Below are 14,886 nucleotides of genomic sequence, written 5' to 3'. Positions count from 1 at the left end.
AGACGCGCCTCTTCCGCGCGCGACCGAACGTATCGCTCACGTCGCCGTCTCAACGCGTTACCATGAAAATCTTCCGCTGCTTACCCCCCGATTCAGGTCCCGATGCGCTCAACTTTCACCAAATGGCTTTTTATCGTCTACCTCCTCGGTAGCGGCACGCTGTATTCGATCATCATCCTGCTGCTGTTTCCCTTCGTCGGACGCGGCGGCCGGTACTGGCTGGCCAGGCAATGGTGTCGCGCGCTGGTTTTCGTCATGCGTTGGCTACCCGGCGTCTCATGTTCGATAGACGGGCTCGACAACCTGCCCGACGGTCCGGCGATCATCCTCTCGCGTCATGAATCGACGTGGGAAACGCTCGCGTTTCTCGCGCTTTTTCCGCGCCGCGTCAGTTTCGTGTTCAAGGAAGAGCTTCTGCGCATCCCCTTCTTCGGCTGGGTGTTGCGTGGCCTCGACATGGTCAGCCTGAACCGCGGCTCCGCTCGACAGGCTCACCAGGCTGTGACGAAGGAAAGCGCGGAGCGGCTGGCCAAGGGCGATGTCGTCGTCATTTTCCCGGAAGGCACCCGGGTCGCGCACGATGCGCCGTTGCGGATGACGTCCGGCGGCGTTCGGCTAGCGTGCGCGACCGGCGTGCCGGCCGTTCCCGTGGTCCTCAATGCGGGCAAGGTCTGGCCGACAAAAGGCTGGCCCGAGGGCCGCGGGCATATCCGCGTGGTGGTCGGGCCGCCGCTGTCTCCGCAGGACATGACACAGCAGGAATTGAGTCACGCGGTCCACGAGTGGATGAAAAACGAACTGCTGCGGCTTTGACGATAGTCGAGCCCGCATGCGGCGCGGCGGATCGTTTGCGGTGCCCTAGCCTGGCGTACCGCTCGATTGAACTGGAACCCATTTGAGCATATGGTGATTGCTCCCTAGTCCAATCGGAGTCCGGTATGCGATGTCTTGCAATGACTGCGGCCGCATTGATGGCCGCTGGTTTCACCCTGTCCGCGAGTGCCCAGGTTGTAGTAACCATCGGTCATTCCGCGCCGCTCACTGGTCCGCAGGCGCCGAACGGCAAGGACAACGAGAACGGCGCACGGCTCGCCATCGACGAGCTGAACAAGTCGGGCGTCACCGTCGCGGGCCAGAAGGTCACCTTTAAACTGGACTCGGAAGACGACCAGGCGGATCCGAAAATCGGCGTGCAAGTCGCGCAGAAACTGGTCGACAGCGGCGTGGTCGCCGTGGTCGGACCGTATAACTCGGGCGTGGCGATCCCGGCCTCGCGTGTCTACAACACGGGCAATGTGCCGATGCTGCCGGTCGCGTCGAACCCGGCGCTGACGAAGCAGGGCTTCAAGAACATTTTCCGGATCGGCGCGAGCGATGAGCAACTCGGCGGCACGATGGGACAGTTCGCCGCCAGGACGCTGAAGGCCAAAACGGCCGCTGTCATCGACGACCGCACGGCGTATGGTCAGGGCGTCGCCGAGCAGTTCATGAAAGTTGCCAAAGCGAACGGCATCCAGATTATCCAGCAGGAGTTCACCAACTCGTCGGCAACGGATTTCCTCGGCATTCTGACGACCATCAAGGCCAAAAATCCCGACGTGATTTTCTTCGGCGGCTACGCGGCGCAGGGCGCGCCGATGGCTAAACAGATGCGCCAGCGCGGACTCCGCGCGAAGCTGCTTGGCGGCGACGGCATCTGCTCGGCCGACATGGGCAAGGTGGCGGGCGACGCGGCCTCGATCGTCTATTGCGCACAGGGCGGCATTGCGCTGGAGAAAACCGCGGCCGGCCGCGAGTTCCTGCAGAAGTACAAGGCGGCCTACAACATCGATACGCAGGTCTACGCCGTGAGCTATTACGATGGCGTCAAGTTGCTGGCCGACGCGATGGTGAAGGCGGGCACGACCACGGACAAGGCCAGGCTGACCGCGCAGCTCGCGAAGGAAAACTATAAGGGCGTCGCGGGCACCTATTCGTTCGACGAGTACGGCGACCTGAAGGGCGCGCCGACCACCGTGTACGTCATCAAGAACGGCTTGCCGACGCCCTACGGTCAGTAACGGCAGACGGTACAGCCCATCCACTTCACGACGCAGACATGAAAATTTCACGCACCATCCAGACCGTTGAAGTTCACACGGGCGGCGAGGCATTTCGCATTGTCACCAGCGGTCTGCCGCGTTTGCCTGGCGACACGATCGTCAAGCGGCGCGCATGGCTGAAGGAAAACGCCGACGATATCCGCCGGGCCTTGATGTTCGAACCGCGTGGGCATGCCGATATGTACGGCGGGTATCTGACGGAACCGGTCAGCCCCAATGCCGACTTCGGCATCATCTTCCTTCACAACGAAGGGTATAGCGACCATTGCGGTCACGGTGTCATCGCGCTCTCGACGGCGGCGGTCGAACTGGGTTGGGTTCAGCGTGAAGTACCCGAAACGCGCATCGGCATCGATGCGCCGTGCGGGTTCATCGAAGCATTCGTGAAGTGGGATGGCGAGCACGCCGGCAACGTTCGCTTCGTCAACGTGCCGTCGTTTATCTGGAAGCGGGACGTGAGCGTCGAGACGCCGTCGTTCGGCTCGGTGACGGGCGATATCGCGTTCGGCGGCGCGTTCTACTTTTACACCGACGGCGAGCCGCATGGTCTCGCGGTGCGGGAGTCGTCGGTGGAGGAACTCATCCGCTTCGGCGCTGAAGTCAAGCAGGCGGCCAATAAGGCGTTTCCTGTCGAGCATCCCTACATTCCCGAGATCAACCACATCTACGGCACCATCATCGCGAATGCGCCGCGGCATGAAGGGTCGACGCAAGCCAACTGCTGTGTGTTCGCCGATCGTGAGGTGGACCGTTCGCCGACCGGCTCCGGAACGGGAGGCCGCGTCGCGCAGCTTTATTTGCGTGGGAAACTGGGCAAGGACGACACCCTGGTGAACGAGTCCATTATCGGCACCGTGTTCAAAGGGCGCGTCTTGAGTGAAACGACGGTGGGTGATTTCAAGGCCGTCATTCCGGAAGTCGAAGGCAATGCTTTTATCTGCGGCTTCGCGACCTGGATAATCGACGAGCGGGATCCGCTCACCTATGGGTTTCTCGTTCGGTAGGCCGGACGAGCCACGGCGCCTAGAACCGCTCGACCCACGGGCGGAGTTCGACTTCCCAAGTCCACGCGCTGCGGTGCTGACGATGAATGTGAAGGTACTCCCTGGCAATCGCGTCGGGGTCCAGCCATTTGTCGTCGGCGTCGCCGTCTTCCGAACCTCTTGCACCACTGGCAATACCGCCGTCGATCACGAAATGCGCGACGTGAATATTCTTCGGCGCGAGCTCGCGCGCCATGCATTGGGCCATGCCTCGTAGCGCGAATTTGCCCATGGCGAACGGTGTCGAGCCGGGCAGTCCTTTCACGCTGGCCGTTGCGCCGGTCAGCAGGACGGTGCCGTGGCCGCGCGCCAACATGCGCACCGCCGCGGCTTGGGCGACGAGAAAGCCGCCGAGGGCGGTGATCTTGAAGGCGTCTTCGAGCTTCTGTGGCTCGATGGTTTCGAGTGGCGCGCGATAGCGGCCGCTCGCGTTGTAGACCACGAGATCGGGGGCGCCGAATGCTTTCTCCACGCGCTCGAAGAGGGCAGTGACCTGATTCGGTTGACTGGCGTCGCAAGCCACGGGCAGAGCGCCCGTCTCGTCGACCAGCTCCGTCAGCTTGCCGGTGTCGCGGGCGGCGAGCGCGACCTGCATGCCCTCCGCCGCGAACAGACGCGCGAGCGAGGCGCTCAAGCCCTTGCCCGCGCCGACAATCAATGCAGTCTCAGTTCGACTCATGGTTCCTCCGGAATCAACAGGGAAGCGTCGCGGCGTGGGTGTGCCGCGTCATGCCTTGCTGATTGTAGGCGCTCGCCGTGAATTGCACTGACGTTGAGGATGGCCGTGCCGATGGCTCAATGAGCCGTTTCGATGACGCTCCAGATCCGTTCGTGGGAGTCGCCCGTGAATTGTCTGGCGATCACGGCCCGGCATTTGTCGCAGCGATAGTGCTCCAGCACGAGCGTGCCATTGCACTCCGCGACACCGATTAGCGTGAGGTTTTCCTGCCGTTGCACATCGACCGGCAAGCCGTCGATATCGGAGCATCCATCGCAGACTTCCATGGCGCCTCCTGACGTTCGCATCCATCGTTCAGATGAGGAGCCCGCATGGGGCGGGCGATGACTGATGCACCCGCAGCAGAGAAGCCGGGTTAAACCAGTATCGAACGCGATCGAGCGGTTGTGCAAGCGCAAAAAAAATAAAGTAAAAGGGGTTGAATGGGGCGTCTTTGAAGCGTTTGAGCGCAAATGCGCTGCACCAGCATGGCATTGCAGACACCACATTCGCAGTCTCTTTCGATCCACTTTTGTTATCACCCTCTCCAATACTCGAATTGTTAGCGCATCGCACCGCTCGTATATTGGCTGAACCGTCAGTGCAGGCGCACCAGCGGCACTGACACCACAACCAGCCGGCACACAACAACACAATGGCGAGCCGCTAGGCCAGCCACAGGAGCAGCGATGAATCGAATCGATCTGGAGGGGCGCGTAGTCGCCATTACCGGCGGCGCGCGCGGCATCGGCTACGCGGTGGCGCAGCGGGCGCTGAACTCGGGCGCGTCCGTCGCGCTATGGGACGTGGACGCCGAACGCCTCGCACGCAGCCAGCGTGAGCTGAGCGAACTGGGCAAAGTCACGGCGGTCTCCGTCGAACTCACGCAGGAAGCCGCCGTCGCGCAGGCCGTGGCGCAAACCGTCGCCGATCATGGGGCGATCGACGTGCTGATCAATTGCGCCGGCATCACCGGCGGCAACGGCACCACGTGGGAGCTCGAACCCGACGTCTGGCGCCGCGTGATCGACGTCAACCTGATCGGCCCGTACCTCACCTGCCGTGCGGTCGTGCCGCAAATGCTCAAGCAGGGCTATGGCCGGATCGTCAATATCGCGTCGGTGGCGGGCAAGGAAGGCAACCCGAACGCCTCGCATTACAGCGCCTCCAAGGCAGGCCTCATCGGCCTGACCAAATCGCTCGGCAAAGAACTCGCGACGAAAAACATCCTCGTCAATGCCGTCACGCCGGCTGCGGCCAAAACCGAAATCTTCGACTCGATGTCGCAGCAGCACATCGACTACATGCTCTCGAAGATTCCGATGAACCGCTTTCTGATGCCCGAAGAAGCAGCGTCGCTGATTCTGTGGCTCTCGTCCGAGGACTGTGCGTTCAGCACCGGTTCGGTATTCGATCTGTCCGGCGGGCGCGCAACATACTGAGGCGCCGAGGCGTGATGCGCGCCTGAACTCGGCAACGGTACACACGATAAGAAAACGCAGCGCCGCGGATCGCGCGCTCTGCGAAGGAGACGACATGAAAGCACATGCGCCCGTTTCACTCGAAGCGATCAACAGCAAGGTCATGCGACGGCTGCTGCCTTTTCTGCTGCTGATGTACGTGCTGGCGTTTCTCGATCGCGCCAATATCGGTTTCGCGCAAAAGGCCTTGCAGCATGATACGGGTCTGTCGAATGCCGCGTTTGCGTTCGGTGCGGGCGTGTTTTTCGTTGGTTATGCATTGTTCGAAGTCCCGAGTAATTTACTGTTGCATCGGGTCGGCGCGCGTGCGTGGATGTGCCGCATTATGGTGACATGGGGGCTCGTATCAGCGGCCATGTGCCTCGCGCATACGCCCACCGCGTTCTACACGCTGCGGTTTCTGCTCGGCGTCGCCGAGGCCGGTTTCTTTCCCGGCGTGATCTATTACCTCACGCACTGGTTTCCGCAATCGGCCCGGGGGCGCGCGGTGGGCGTGTTTTATTTCGGTGCGCCGCTGGCGTTTATTTTCGGCAGCCCATTGTCGGGTTCGCTGCTCGAATTGCACGGCGCACTTGGCCTGACCGGCTGGCAATGGCTCTTTCTGGTGGAAGGCGGGCTGGCTTCGGTGGTGGGCGTGTGGGCCTTCTGGTATCTCGACAATCGTCCCGAAGACGCGCGCTGGCTCGATCCGCAAGAGCGCGCGAGCTTGCGCGCGGCGCTCGACGACGATGCGCTGCTCGCGTCCGCGCATGGTCCGCATCGCATTCTCGCCGCGCTGGTGGATCGTCGCGTGTTGCTGCTGTCGGCGATCTATCTGCTGATCCAGATGAGCGTGTACGGCGTGATTTTCTATCTGCCGCAACAGGTGGCGGCGTTCCTTGGCACGACGGTCGGTTTGCGGGTGGGACTCGTCGCCGCGTTGCCGTGGCTGTGCGCGCTGGCCGTGACCTGGTATGTGCCGCGGTGCGCGGATCGCACGGGTGAGCATCGGCGTTGGGCGGTGGCGTTGCTGATCGTCGCCGGGCTCGGCATCGGCGTGTCGGGACTGGTGCATAGCCCGCTGTTCGGCCTGCTCGCGCTGTGTTGCGCGGCGAGCGGTTTCATCGCGGCGCAGCCGCTCTTCTGGACCTTTCCCACGCGTTACCTCACAGGCGCCGCCGCGGCGGGCGGCATCGCCTTGATCAATTCGCTCGGCGGACTCGGCGGCTTCATCGCGCCGAGCCTGCGCACCGCGGCGGAACGCGCGTTTTCGTCGACGTCGGCGGGACTGGTTGTGCTGGGCATGTCGAGTCTGCTTGCCGCGCTGCTGATCGGCACGCTGTTGCGCCGTGATCCGGCGCAGCCGCACACCACTTTCGAAGCCTTACTGCATCGCGCCCGCTAGGCGCGCGCTCGACGCACTCATAACGGAGCCCCATTCATGGCCATGCCTACCATCCGGCACGTGCGTGCCTTCATTGTCCGCGGCGGCGGCGCGGATTATCACGACCAACCCGGCGGACACTGGATCGACGATCACATTTCCACGCCGATGGCGCGTTATCCGGAGTATCGCCAGAGCCGCCAGTCGTTCGGTATCAACGTGCTCGGCACGCTGGTGGTGGAGATCGAAGCGAGCGACGGCACCGTCGGTTTCGCGGTGACCACGGGCGGCGAGATCGGCGCGTTCATCGTCGAGAAACATCTCGCGCGTTTTCTCGAAGGCCAACTCGTGACCGACATCGAGAAGATGTGGGATCAGATGTACTTCTCCACGTTGTACTACGGCCGCAAAGGCGTGGTGCTGAATACGATCTCGGGCGTCGATCTCGCGTTGTGGGATCTGCTCGCGAAGGTGCGCAAGGAGCCGGTGTATCAGCTATTGGGAGGTCCGGTGCGCGACGAGTTGGTGTTCTATGCAACCGGCGCTCGACCCGATCTCGCGAAGGAGATGGGCTTCATCGGCGGCAAGCTGCCGTTGCAGCATGGTCCGGCCGAAGGCGAAGCGGGCCTCAAGCAGAATCTGGAGAAACTCGCGGACATGCGCAGTCGCGTCGGCGACGACTTCTGGCTGATGTACGACTGCTGGATGAGCCTCGACGTGCCGTATGCCACACGGCTCGCGCAGGCGGCGCACGAATACGGCCTGAAATGGATCGAAGAATGCCTGCAGCCCGACGACTACTGGGGTTACGCCGAACTGCGCCGTAACGTGCCACGCGGCATGATGGTGTCGACCGGCGAACACGAAGCGACGCGCTGGGGCTTTCGCATGCTGCTGGAAATGCAATGCTGCGATCTGATTCAGCCGGATGTCGGCTGGTGCGGCGGCATTACCGAATTGATCAAGATCTCCGCGCTCGCCGACGCGCACAATGTGATGGTGGTGCCGCACGGTTCGTCGGTGTATAGCTATCACTTCGTGGTCACGCGGCATAACTCCCCATTCGCGGAATTTCTGATGATGGCACCCAAGGCCGACGAGGTCGTGCCGATGTTCACACCGTTGCTGCTCGACGAACCGGTGCCGGTGAATGGGCGCATGAAGGTGCCCGACACACCGGGATTCGGCGTGCGGCTGAATCCGGAATGCGCGTTGGTGCGGCCTTATCCGCGGTGATTGCGCATAACCCGTCGCAAGGTGGAAGCATAAAAGGAGAATGACGTGCTGCTCAAGGACAAGGCCGTGATCGTCACCGGCGGCTCGCGCGGCATTGGCCGCGCCATAGCGGTTGCATGCGCACGCGAAGGCGCGGACGTGGCGATCAACTACTGGGGCGATAACGACGCATCGTATGGCCGCCGTTCCGCCGTCGCGGAAGTGGTCGGTGAAATCGAGGCGCTGGGGCGGCGAGTAATTGCGATCGAGGGCAACGTCGCCGCGCGCGAAACCGGTCAGCAATTGGTGCGTCATACGGTCGAAGCCTTCGGCAAGGTCGACGTACTGGCCAGCAACGCCGGCATCTGTCCGTTCCACGCGTTTCTCGACATGCCGCCGGAAGTGCTGGAGTCCACGGTGGCAGTCAATCTGAACGGCGCGTTCTACGTCACGCAAGCCGCCGCGCAACAAATGAAGCTGCAGGGCACCGGCGGCGCGATCGTGGCGACGAGTTCGATCAGCGCGCTGGTAGGTGGCGGCATGCAAACGCATTACACACCGACCAAGGCCGGCGTGCATTCGCTGATGCAATCCTGCGCGGTGGCTTTGGGGCCGTTCGGCATTCGCTGCAACTCGGTGATGCCGGGCACCATCGCAACCGACCTGAATGCGGAAGACCTCGCCGACGAAGCCAAAAAAGCCTACTTCGAAAAGCGCATTCCGCTCGGCAGACTGGGCCGGCCGGAAGATGTCGCCGATTGCGTGACGTTCCTCGCTTCCGACCGCGCACGCTATGTGACGGGCGCGGCGTTGCTGGTGGACGGTGGTCTCTTCGTCAACCTGCAGTAACGCGCCGATGCCGATCTCAGTTCACGGGAGCCGAAGAGACGATCACGGAGTCGGCAGCGGCCGCCGTGGTGTCATCGGGCTTGAGCTTGCGCGAGAAACCGCGCAACAGGTCGATGAAACGCAACGCCGGTTCGGCGAGTGGTTCTTCCTTGCGCGTGAGAATGCCGAAACCGGAGAGCGACTTGCCGATTTCGAGCGGCAATGCGACGAGCAATTTGCCGCGCAAATGATCGCGCACCACCGACTCGGGCAGCATCGCCACCGCATCGTAATTCTCGAGCAATTGCAGCGTGGCGAAGATCGACGCGCATTCGGTCAGGTTCACCGGCGTGGCGAGTCCCGCACGCGCAAGTTCCTCTTCGAACAGCACACGCGCCGGACTGGTGACGGGCTGCGCCACCCACGGCCAGTCGATCAGTTCACGCAAGCCGAGCCGCGTGCGCTGCGCGAGCGGATGCACCGCGCGCACGACCAGCAACAAGGTCTCGCGCGCGAGCGGCTCGAAACTGAAATCGTTGTGTTGCAGGGGACTTGTCAGTCGCCCAAGCGCCAGATCGACTTCGCGGCGATGCAGCAATTGCACGACCTGGTCGCTGGTTTCGCCGAGAATGCGCACGTTCAGCAGCGGACTTTCCGTTTTCAGCGCGGCGACCGCCATGGCCAGCAGATCGGGCGCGGCGCCCATGATCGCGCCGACCGTCAATTGCCCATGACCGCCGCGGCGCTTCACGTCGAGGTCTTCGGCGAAACGGGTCAGCTCGGCCAGCGCGCGCCGCGCATAAGCGAGCGTGACGACGCCGAGCGGCGTGGGCGTCATGCCGCGCGCGTTGCGCTCGAACAGCAGGAAGCCGAACGCTTCTTCGATATCGCCGAGCATGCGGCTCGCGCTCGGCTGGGCCACGTTGACGGCCTCGGCGGCCTGATGGAGATTGCGCGCGTCGTCGAGCGCGACGAGCAGCGCGAGATGCTTGAACTTGAGCCGATTGACGAGTGCGACGGTTGCTGAGGGTTGGCTCATGGGGCGGTGCGATTCGGTTTGTGGATCGCCCAATCCCAACTTCGGATTGAGATGCTATCGACGCAGGAATTATAGTCGTATCAGACGCTTCCACGTTTCGCTGGAAAAGCGCCCGGACGACGGGAGACAGGCCGCAATGGAGACAATCGCTTTCCGGATGGTGCTCAACCCCGGCATGCGCGAGGAATACGAACGGCGTCATGCGCAAATCTGGCCTGAACTGGTTGACGCATTGCACGACGCCGGCGTGCGCGACTACCGGATTTTCTTCGATCCGGACTCGAATCACCTGTTCGCCATTCTGACGCGAAACAGTCATCACACCATGGACGAACTGCCGCAACTCGACGTGATGCGCAGATGGTGGGATTACATGGCCGACATCATGCACACGGCCCCGAATCACACGCCGCTGCAGCAGCCGCTCGAACCGGTCTTCCATTTGAACTCGCTGAGCTGATCCGAGCCGACCGGATCTCAAAGCTCGACACAATTTTGACCGGACGGAGGATGTCGCATGCAGGTGGTCGATTCGCATATTCATCTGTGGGATCTGAAAACGCATCGCTATCCGTGGCTGGAAAACCCGGGCGTGTCGTTCGTGGGCGACGCGCGTGAACTGAAGCACGACTACCTGCTCGACGATCTGTTGGGCGATGCGGGCGATATCGACGTGCTGAAGCTCGTGCACGTCGAAGCGAATCACGATCCCGCCGATCCGGTCGAAGAGACACGCTGGTTGCAGTCCATTGCCGATCGCAAGGCATCGCGCGGCATGCCGAACGCGATCGTCGCCGCGGTGGATCTGTCCGCGCCGAATGCGCCGGCCGTGCTCGAAGCGCATGCGTCGTTCGCCAACACGCGTGGCATCCGCCAGATTCTGAACGTGCACGATAACAAGCTGTTCGATTACGTCGGCCGTCATTTCATGCGCGAGCCGCAATGGCGCGAGCACTTCGCGCTGCTGCGCCGCTACGGCCTGTCGTTCGATCTGCAACTGTATCCGTCGCAGATGGAAGAGGCGGCAGCGCTGGCGCGCGCGCATGGCGACACGCAGTTCGTCATCAATCACGCGGGCATGTTCGTCGACCGCAGCAGCGTGGCCGGTTATCGCGCCTGGCGCGAAGGCATGCGCTTGCTCGCGGACTGCCCGAATGTCGCCGTGAAGATCAGCGGGCTCGCCATGTTCGATCACCAGTGGACGGTTGAAAGCCTGCGGCCGTATGTGCTCGAAACGATCGACACGTTCGGTGTCGGGCGCGCGATGTTCGCCTCGAACTTTCCAGTCGACCGGCTGTTCGGCTCTTACGCGGATCTGTGGCATGCGTATGCATCGATCGTGGAGGGCGCGAGCGTCGCCGAAAAAGAAGCATTGTTTTGCCGCAACGCGGAGCGTTGCTACCGCATTTAAAGAAGGAGACACGCAGTGCAGCAACCCACATCCGCTGTGCCGAGGCTCAAATTGCGGCATGCGAGTAAATCATTCGGGCGGGTTCGCGCGCTATCCGACGGCGATCTCGCGCTCTGGCCGGGCGAGGTGCATGCCTTGCTCGGCGAGAACGGCGCGGGCAAGTCGACGGTCGTGAAGATTCTGGCGGGCGTGCATCAGCCGGACACCGGCGAACTGCTGGTGGACGGCGAAGCACGCCGCTTCGCGACGCCCGCCGAGGCACGCGACGCCGGGCTCGCGGTCATCTATCAGGAACCGACGCTGTTCTTCGACCTGTCGATCGCGGAGAACATTTTCATGGGACGGCAGCCAGTCGATCGCATTGGCCGGATTCGTTACGACGCGATGCGCCGCGAAGTGGACGGCTTGCTGGCTTCGCTCGGTGTCGATCTGCGCGCCGATCAACTGGTGCGCGGTTTGTCGATTGCCGATCAGCAGGTGATCGAAATTGCCAAGGCGTTGTCGCTGAACGCCAACGTGCTGATCATGGACGAACCGACCGCCGCGCTGTCGCTGCCGGAAGTAGAGCGGCTCTTCACCATCGTGCGCAAGCTGCGCGAGCGTGACGTGGCGATCCTTTTCATTACTCACCGTCTCGACGAAGTATTCGCGCTGACACAACGCGTCACGATCATGCGCGACGGCGCAAAAGTCTTCGACGGTTTGACCGCCGATCTCGACACGGAAGCGATCGTGGCCAAAATGGTTGGGCGCGATCTGGAGACGTTCTATCCCAAGGCCGACCGGCCACCCGGCGAGGTAAGGCTGTCAGTGCGCGGCCTCACGCGCATCGGCGTATTCAAAGACATTTCCTTCGACGTCCGCGCAGGCGAAATCGTCGCGCTCGCCGGACTGGTCGGCGCGGGGCGCAGCGAAGTCGCGCGGGCGATCTTCGGCATCGATCCGCTCGACTCGGGCGAAATACGGATCGCCGGCGAGCGTCTCGCCGCCGGACGGCCCGCGGCCGCCGTGCGCGCCGGGCTCGCACTCGTGCCGGAGGATCGCCGGCAGCAAGGGCTCGCGCTGGAATTGAGCATCGCGCGCAATGCGTCGATGACAGTGCTCGGCCGGCTCGTCAAACACGGGCTCATCTCCACGCGCAGCGAGACGCAGCTCGCCAATCAATGGGGCACGCGCCTGCGTCTGAAGGCGGGCGATCCCAATGCGCCGGTCGGCACGCTGTCGGGCGGCAATCAGCAGAAGGTCGTGCTCGGCAAATGGCTGGCCACCGGACCCAAAGTGCTGATCATCGACGAACCCACGCGCGGCATCGACGTCGGCGCCAAGGCCGAGGTGTACAGCGCGCTCGCTGAACTGGTGCGCGACGGCATGGCGGTGCTGATGATCTCGAGCGAATTGCCGGAAGTGCTCGGCATGGCCGACCGCGTGCTGGTGATGCACGAGGGGCGTATCAGCGCGGATATAGCGCGCGCCGACGCCGACGAGGAACGGATCATGGGCGCGGCACTCGGTCAACCCATTCCACCGCTGGGGCACGCCGCATGATGCGCCATTCTTCCACTCATCCCGCGCCGGTCCAGGCGCCGGTGCCGAAGCGCGCCGCGAGTTCGCCGGGCGGCTTTGCGGCGAGCATCGCGAAGAGCCGCGAGACGACGCTCTTCGTCGTGCTGGTTCTGCTGATCGTCGGCACGGGGCTCGCGAAGCCGCAGTTCCTGAATCTGCAGAATCTGCGCGACGTGCTGCTGAATGTGTCGATTATCAGCTTGCTGACGGCCGGCATGACTGTCGTGATTCTGATGCGCCACATCGATCTGTCGGTCGGCTCGACAGTGGGCGTCAGCGCGTATGCGGTCGGCAGTCTGTATGTCGCGTTTCCGCATATGCCGGTGATTGTCGCGTTGGCGGCGGGGCTCGCAATCGGTCTCGTGGCGGGCACCATCAACGCGCTGCTCGTCGCGGTGGGGCGCGTGCCATCGCTCGTCGCAACGCTGTCCACGCTGTACATTTTTCGCGGCGCGGACTACGCGTGGGTGCACGGCGGACAGATCAACGCAACCAGTTTGCCCGATGCGTTTTCCCGTCTTGCCACCGGTACCTTGCTCGGCATCCCGACGCTTGCGCTGATCGCGGTCGTCGTGCTGATCGGTCTCGCCATCTATCTGAAGCAGTTTCGCGGCGGCCGCGAACACTACGCGATCGGCTCGAATCCGGAGGCGGCGCGTCTCGCCGGCGTGAACGTCGAACGTCGCGTGATGGCGGGCTTCCTGCTGTCCGGTGCGATTGCCGGTTTCGCCGGCGCGTTGTGGCTGGCCCGCTTCGGCACCGTGGATGCGAGCACGGCGAAGGGCATCGAGTTGCAGGTGGTGGCCGCCGCCGTGGTGGGCAGCGTGGCGATCACCGGCGGCGTCGGCACGATACTCGGCGCCACGCTCGGCGCGCTCGTGCTCGGCGTGATCAGCATCGCGCTGGTGGTGCTGCACGTGTCGCCGTTCTGGGAGCAGGCCATCGAAGGCGCGCTGATCGTCGCCGCGATTACCGCCGATACCTTGCTGGCCCGCTCCGTCGCCAAACGCATGATGAGGAAACGCGATCATGGCTAAACCCGATTCCGCGCTGCTCACGCGCAAACGCGAAACGCCGCTGCAATGGGACGTGCTGCTGGTGCTCGTACTGATTCTCTCGCTCGTGCTGGGGCGCATGCTGTCGCCCGTGTTCCTGACCGGCGCGAATCTGAGCAACGTGCTGGCCGATCTGACCGAGATCGCCTTGATGGCGCTGCCGATGACGCTGATCATCGTCGCCGCCGAAATCGATCTGTCGGTGGCGTCGGTGCTGGGCGCATCGAGCGCGTTGATGGGCGTGTTGTGGCATATGGGCTTGCCGATGCCGCTCGTGATCGTGCTGGTGCTGGTTGCCGGCGCGTTGGCGGGCTTGCTGAACGGCCTCGTGATCGTCAAGCTCAATCTGCCTTCGCTCGCGGTCACGATCGGCACGCTGGCGCTGTTTCGCGGCCTCGCCTACGTGTTGCTCGGCGACCAGGCGGTGGCGGATTTTCCGCCCGCTTATACGGCGTTCGGCATGGACACGCTGGGCGGGAGTTTTATTCCGTTGCCGTTTGTCATCGTGATCGTCGGCGCGATTGTGTTCACCGTGTTGCTGCAGTCCACCGCGTTCGGCCGCAGTCTTTACGCGATCGGCGCGAACCCAACCGCGGCGGCGTTCTCCGGCATCGAAGTGGCCAGGATCCGCTTGCGTCTGTTCGTGCTGTCCGGCGCGATGAGCGCGCTGGCGGGCATCGTCTATACGCTGCGCTTTACCAGCGCGCGCGGCGACAACGGCGAAGGGTTCGAGTTGTCGGTGATCGCGGCGGTGCTGTTCGGCGGCGTGAGTATTTTCGGCGGACGCGGTTCGATGATCGGCGTGCTGTTGTCGCTGCTGATCATCGGCGTGCTGAAAAATGCGCTCACGCTCGACGACGTATCCAGCGAAACGCTCACCATCGTCACCGGCGTGCTGCTGCTGGCATCGGTACTGATACCGAATCTGGTGGCTCGCTGGCGAGCGGCGCGCGACCGGCGTTTTATCGCCAGGTCCGCTTCTTCCCTGTAACGCCCTTAGCTATGCCTGCGTCTGAAAAGAGAAAGTCCAACAACCGATAACCCGGACAACACCACGTCCAACAAGGC

General features: G+C 63.1%; 15 protein-coding genes. 12 read left to right on the top strand and 3 right to left on the bottom strand.

Going from position 1 to position 14,886, the window contains the following annotated elements; translation table 11 throughout:
- Positions 1-102: 102 nt before the first annotated feature.
- The 3 genes from B0G71_RS26180 to lhpH all read left to right on the top strand — a co-directional run bounded on the left by B0G71_RS26180 (position 103) and on the right by lhpH (position 3,106).
- Positions 103-813 carry a 1-acyl-sn-glycerol-3-phosphate acyltransferase gene (locus B0G71_RS26180; RefSeq protein WP_116145352.1) on the top strand — a complete coding sequence of 237 codons (711 nt, stop codon included), beginning with the start codon at positions 103-105 and terminating at the stop codon, positions 811-813.
- Positions 814-938: 125 nt separating this feature from the next.
- On the top strand, positions 939-2,060 hold the full coding sequence (locus B0G71_RS26175; protein WP_116145350.1) for a branched-chain amino acid ABC transporter substrate-binding protein: 1,122 nt from the start codon (positions 939-941) through the stop codon (positions 2,058-2,060).
- Between the two features lie 38 nt (positions 2,061-2,098).
- Positions 2,099-3,106 (top strand): trans-3-hydroxy-L-proline dehydratase, encoded by a 1,008-nt coding sequence (gene lhpH, locus B0G71_RS26170; RefSeq protein WP_116145348.1) that lies wholly within the window; start codon positions 2,099-2,101, stop codon positions 3,104-3,106.
- 19 nt (positions 3,107-3,125) lie between these two features.
- Here the strand turns inward: lhpH and B0G71_RS26165 are convergent, their stop codons facing one another.
- On the bottom strand, positions 3,126-3,824 hold the full coding sequence (locus tag B0G71_RS26165; RefSeq protein ID WP_116145346.1) for an SDR family NAD(P)-dependent oxidoreductase: 699 nt from the start codon (positions 3,822-3,824) through the stop codon (positions 3,126-3,128).
- A gap of 116 nt (positions 3,825-3,940) precedes the next feature.
- Entirely contained in the window at positions 3,941-4,150 is a 210-nt protein-coding gene (locus B0G71_RS26160) for a hypothetical protein (protein ID WP_106277534.1), read from the bottom strand.
- Between the two features lie 402 nt (positions 4,151-4,552).
- Here B0G71_RS26160 and B0G71_RS26155 point away from each other — a divergent pair, with 402 nt between their 5' ends.
- From B0G71_RS26155 to B0G71_RS26140, 4 genes are all read left to right on the top strand, one after another.
- Complete coding sequence (locus B0G71_RS26155; protein WP_106304300.1) at positions 4,553-5,305, top strand: SDR family NAD(P)-dependent oxidoreductase; 753 nt, start codon at positions 4,553-4,555, stop codon at positions 5,303-5,305.
- Positions 5,306-5,399: 94 nt separating this feature from the next.
- Positions 5,400-6,728, top strand: a complete 1,329-nt coding sequence (locus tag B0G71_RS26150) for an MFS transporter (protein ID WP_116145344.1) — start codon at positions 5,400-5,402, stop codon at positions 6,726-6,728.
- 36 nt (positions 6,729-6,764) lie between these two features.
- Complete coding sequence (gene rhmD / locus B0G71_RS26145; RefSeq protein ID WP_116145342.1) at positions 6,765-7,943, top strand: L-rhamnonate dehydratase; 1,179 nt, start codon at positions 6,765-6,767, stop codon at positions 7,941-7,943.
- Positions 7,944-7,988: 45 nt separating this feature from the next.
- Positions 7,989-8,771, top strand: coding sequence for an SDR family NAD(P)-dependent oxidoreductase (locus tag B0G71_RS26140; RefSeq protein ID WP_116145340.1), 783 nt, complete (start codon positions 7,989-7,991; stop codon positions 8,769-8,771).
- A 16-nt stretch (positions 8,772-8,787) separates the two neighbouring features.
- On the opposite strand, the gene B0G71_RS26135 is transcribed toward B0G71_RS26140, so the two are convergent.
- On the bottom strand, positions 8,788-9,789 hold the full coding sequence (locus tag B0G71_RS26135; protein WP_116145338.1) for a LysR family transcriptional regulator: 1,002 nt from the start codon (positions 9,787-9,789) through the stop codon (positions 8,788-8,790).
- Between the two features lie 136 nt (positions 9,790-9,925).
- Here B0G71_RS26135 and rhaM point away from each other — a divergent pair, with 136 nt between their 5' ends.
- From rhaM to B0G71_RS26110, 5 genes are read left to right on the top strand one after another with little or no spacing between them, the layout of a single operon-like run.
- The gene (rhaM, locus tag B0G71_RS26130; protein WP_116145336.1) at positions 9,926-10,249 is read left to right on the top strand and encodes an L-rhamnose mutarotase; all 324 of its coding nucleotides are present in this window, start codon (positions 9,926-9,928) and stop codon (positions 10,247-10,249) included.
- 57 nt (positions 10,250-10,306) lie between these two features.
- On the top strand, positions 10,307-11,200 hold the full coding sequence (locus tag B0G71_RS26125) for an amidohydrolase (protein WP_116145334.1): 894 nt from the start codon (positions 10,307-10,309) through the stop codon (positions 11,198-11,200).
- Positions 11,201-11,215: 15 nt separating this feature from the next.
- Complete coding sequence (locus tag B0G71_RS26120; protein ID WP_116145332.1) at positions 11,216-12,745, top strand: sugar ABC transporter ATP-binding protein; 1,530 nt, start codon at positions 11,216-11,218, stop codon at positions 12,743-12,745.
- Complete coding sequence (locus tag B0G71_RS26115; RefSeq protein WP_106277550.1) at positions 12,742-13,800, top strand: ABC transporter permease; 1,059 nt, start codon at positions 12,742-12,744, stop codon at positions 13,798-13,800. The genes B0G71_RS26120 and B0G71_RS26115 overlap by 4 nt, the downstream gene beginning before the upstream one ends.
- On the top strand, positions 13,793-14,809 hold the full coding sequence (locus tag B0G71_RS26110) for an ABC transporter permease (RefSeq protein WP_116145330.1): 1,017 nt from the start codon (positions 13,793-13,795) through the stop codon (positions 14,807-14,809). The genes B0G71_RS26115 and B0G71_RS26110 overlap by 8 nt, the downstream gene beginning before the upstream one ends.
- Positions 14,810-14,886: the final 77 nt, after the last annotated feature.

Origin of the sequence: Paraburkholderia sp. BL27I4N3 (genome assembly GCF_003386115.1) — a bacterium.
Taxonomy (GTDB): Bacteria; Pseudomonadota; Gammaproteobacteria; order Burkholderiales; family Burkholderiaceae; genus Paraburkholderia.
Note: the sequence above shows the minus strand (reverse complement) of the source record. Positions and strands in the feature narration are given on the sequence as shown.

Coding starts and splice junctions, on each gene's coding strand:
- B0G71_RS26150 (WP_116145344.1), top strand. CDS start 5,400: ATGAAAGCACATGCGCCCGTTTCACTCGAAGCGATCAACAGCAAGGTC.
- B0G71_RS26165 (WP_116145346.1), bottom strand. CDS start 3,824: ATGAGTCGAACTGAGACTGCATTGATTGTCGGCGCGGGCAAGGGCTTG.
- lhpH (WP_116145348.1), top strand. CDS start 2,099: ATGAAAATTTCACGCACCATCCAGACCGTTGAAGTTCACACGGGCGGC.
- B0G71_RS26135 (WP_116145338.1), bottom strand. CDS start 9,789: ATGAGCCAACCCTCAGCAACCGTCGCACTCGTCAATCGGCTCAAGTTC.
- B0G71_RS26160 (WP_106277534.1), bottom strand. CDS start 4,150: ATGGAAGTCTGCGATGGATGCTCCGATATCGACGGCTTGCCGGTCGAT.
- rhaM (WP_116145336.1), top strand. CDS start 9,926: ATGGAGACAATCGCTTTCCGGATGGTGCTCAACCCCGGCATGCGCGAG.
- rhmD (WP_116145342.1), top strand. CDS start 6,765: ATGGCCATGCCTACCATCCGGCACGTGCGTGCCTTCATTGTCCGCGGC.
- B0G71_RS26115 (WP_106277550.1), top strand. CDS start 12,742: ATGATGCGCCATTCTTCCACTCATCCCGCGCCGGTCCAGGCGCCGGTG.
- B0G71_RS26155 (WP_106304300.1), top strand. CDS start 4,553: ATGAATCGAATCGATCTGGAGGGGCGCGTAGTCGCCATTACCGGCGGC.
- B0G71_RS26175 (WP_116145350.1), top strand. CDS start 939: ATGCGATGTCTTGCAATGACTGCGGCCGCATTGATGGCCGCTGGTTTC.
- B0G71_RS26180 (WP_116145352.1), top strand. CDS start 103: ATGCGCTCAACTTTCACCAAATGGCTTTTTATCGTCTACCTCCTCGGT.
- B0G71_RS26125 (WP_116145334.1), top strand. CDS start 10,307: ATGCAGGTGGTCGATTCGCATATTCATCTGTGGGATCTGAAAACGCAT.
- B0G71_RS26110 (WP_116145330.1), top strand. CDS start 13,793: ATGGCTAAACCCGATTCCGCGCTGCTCACGCGCAAACGCGAAACGCCG.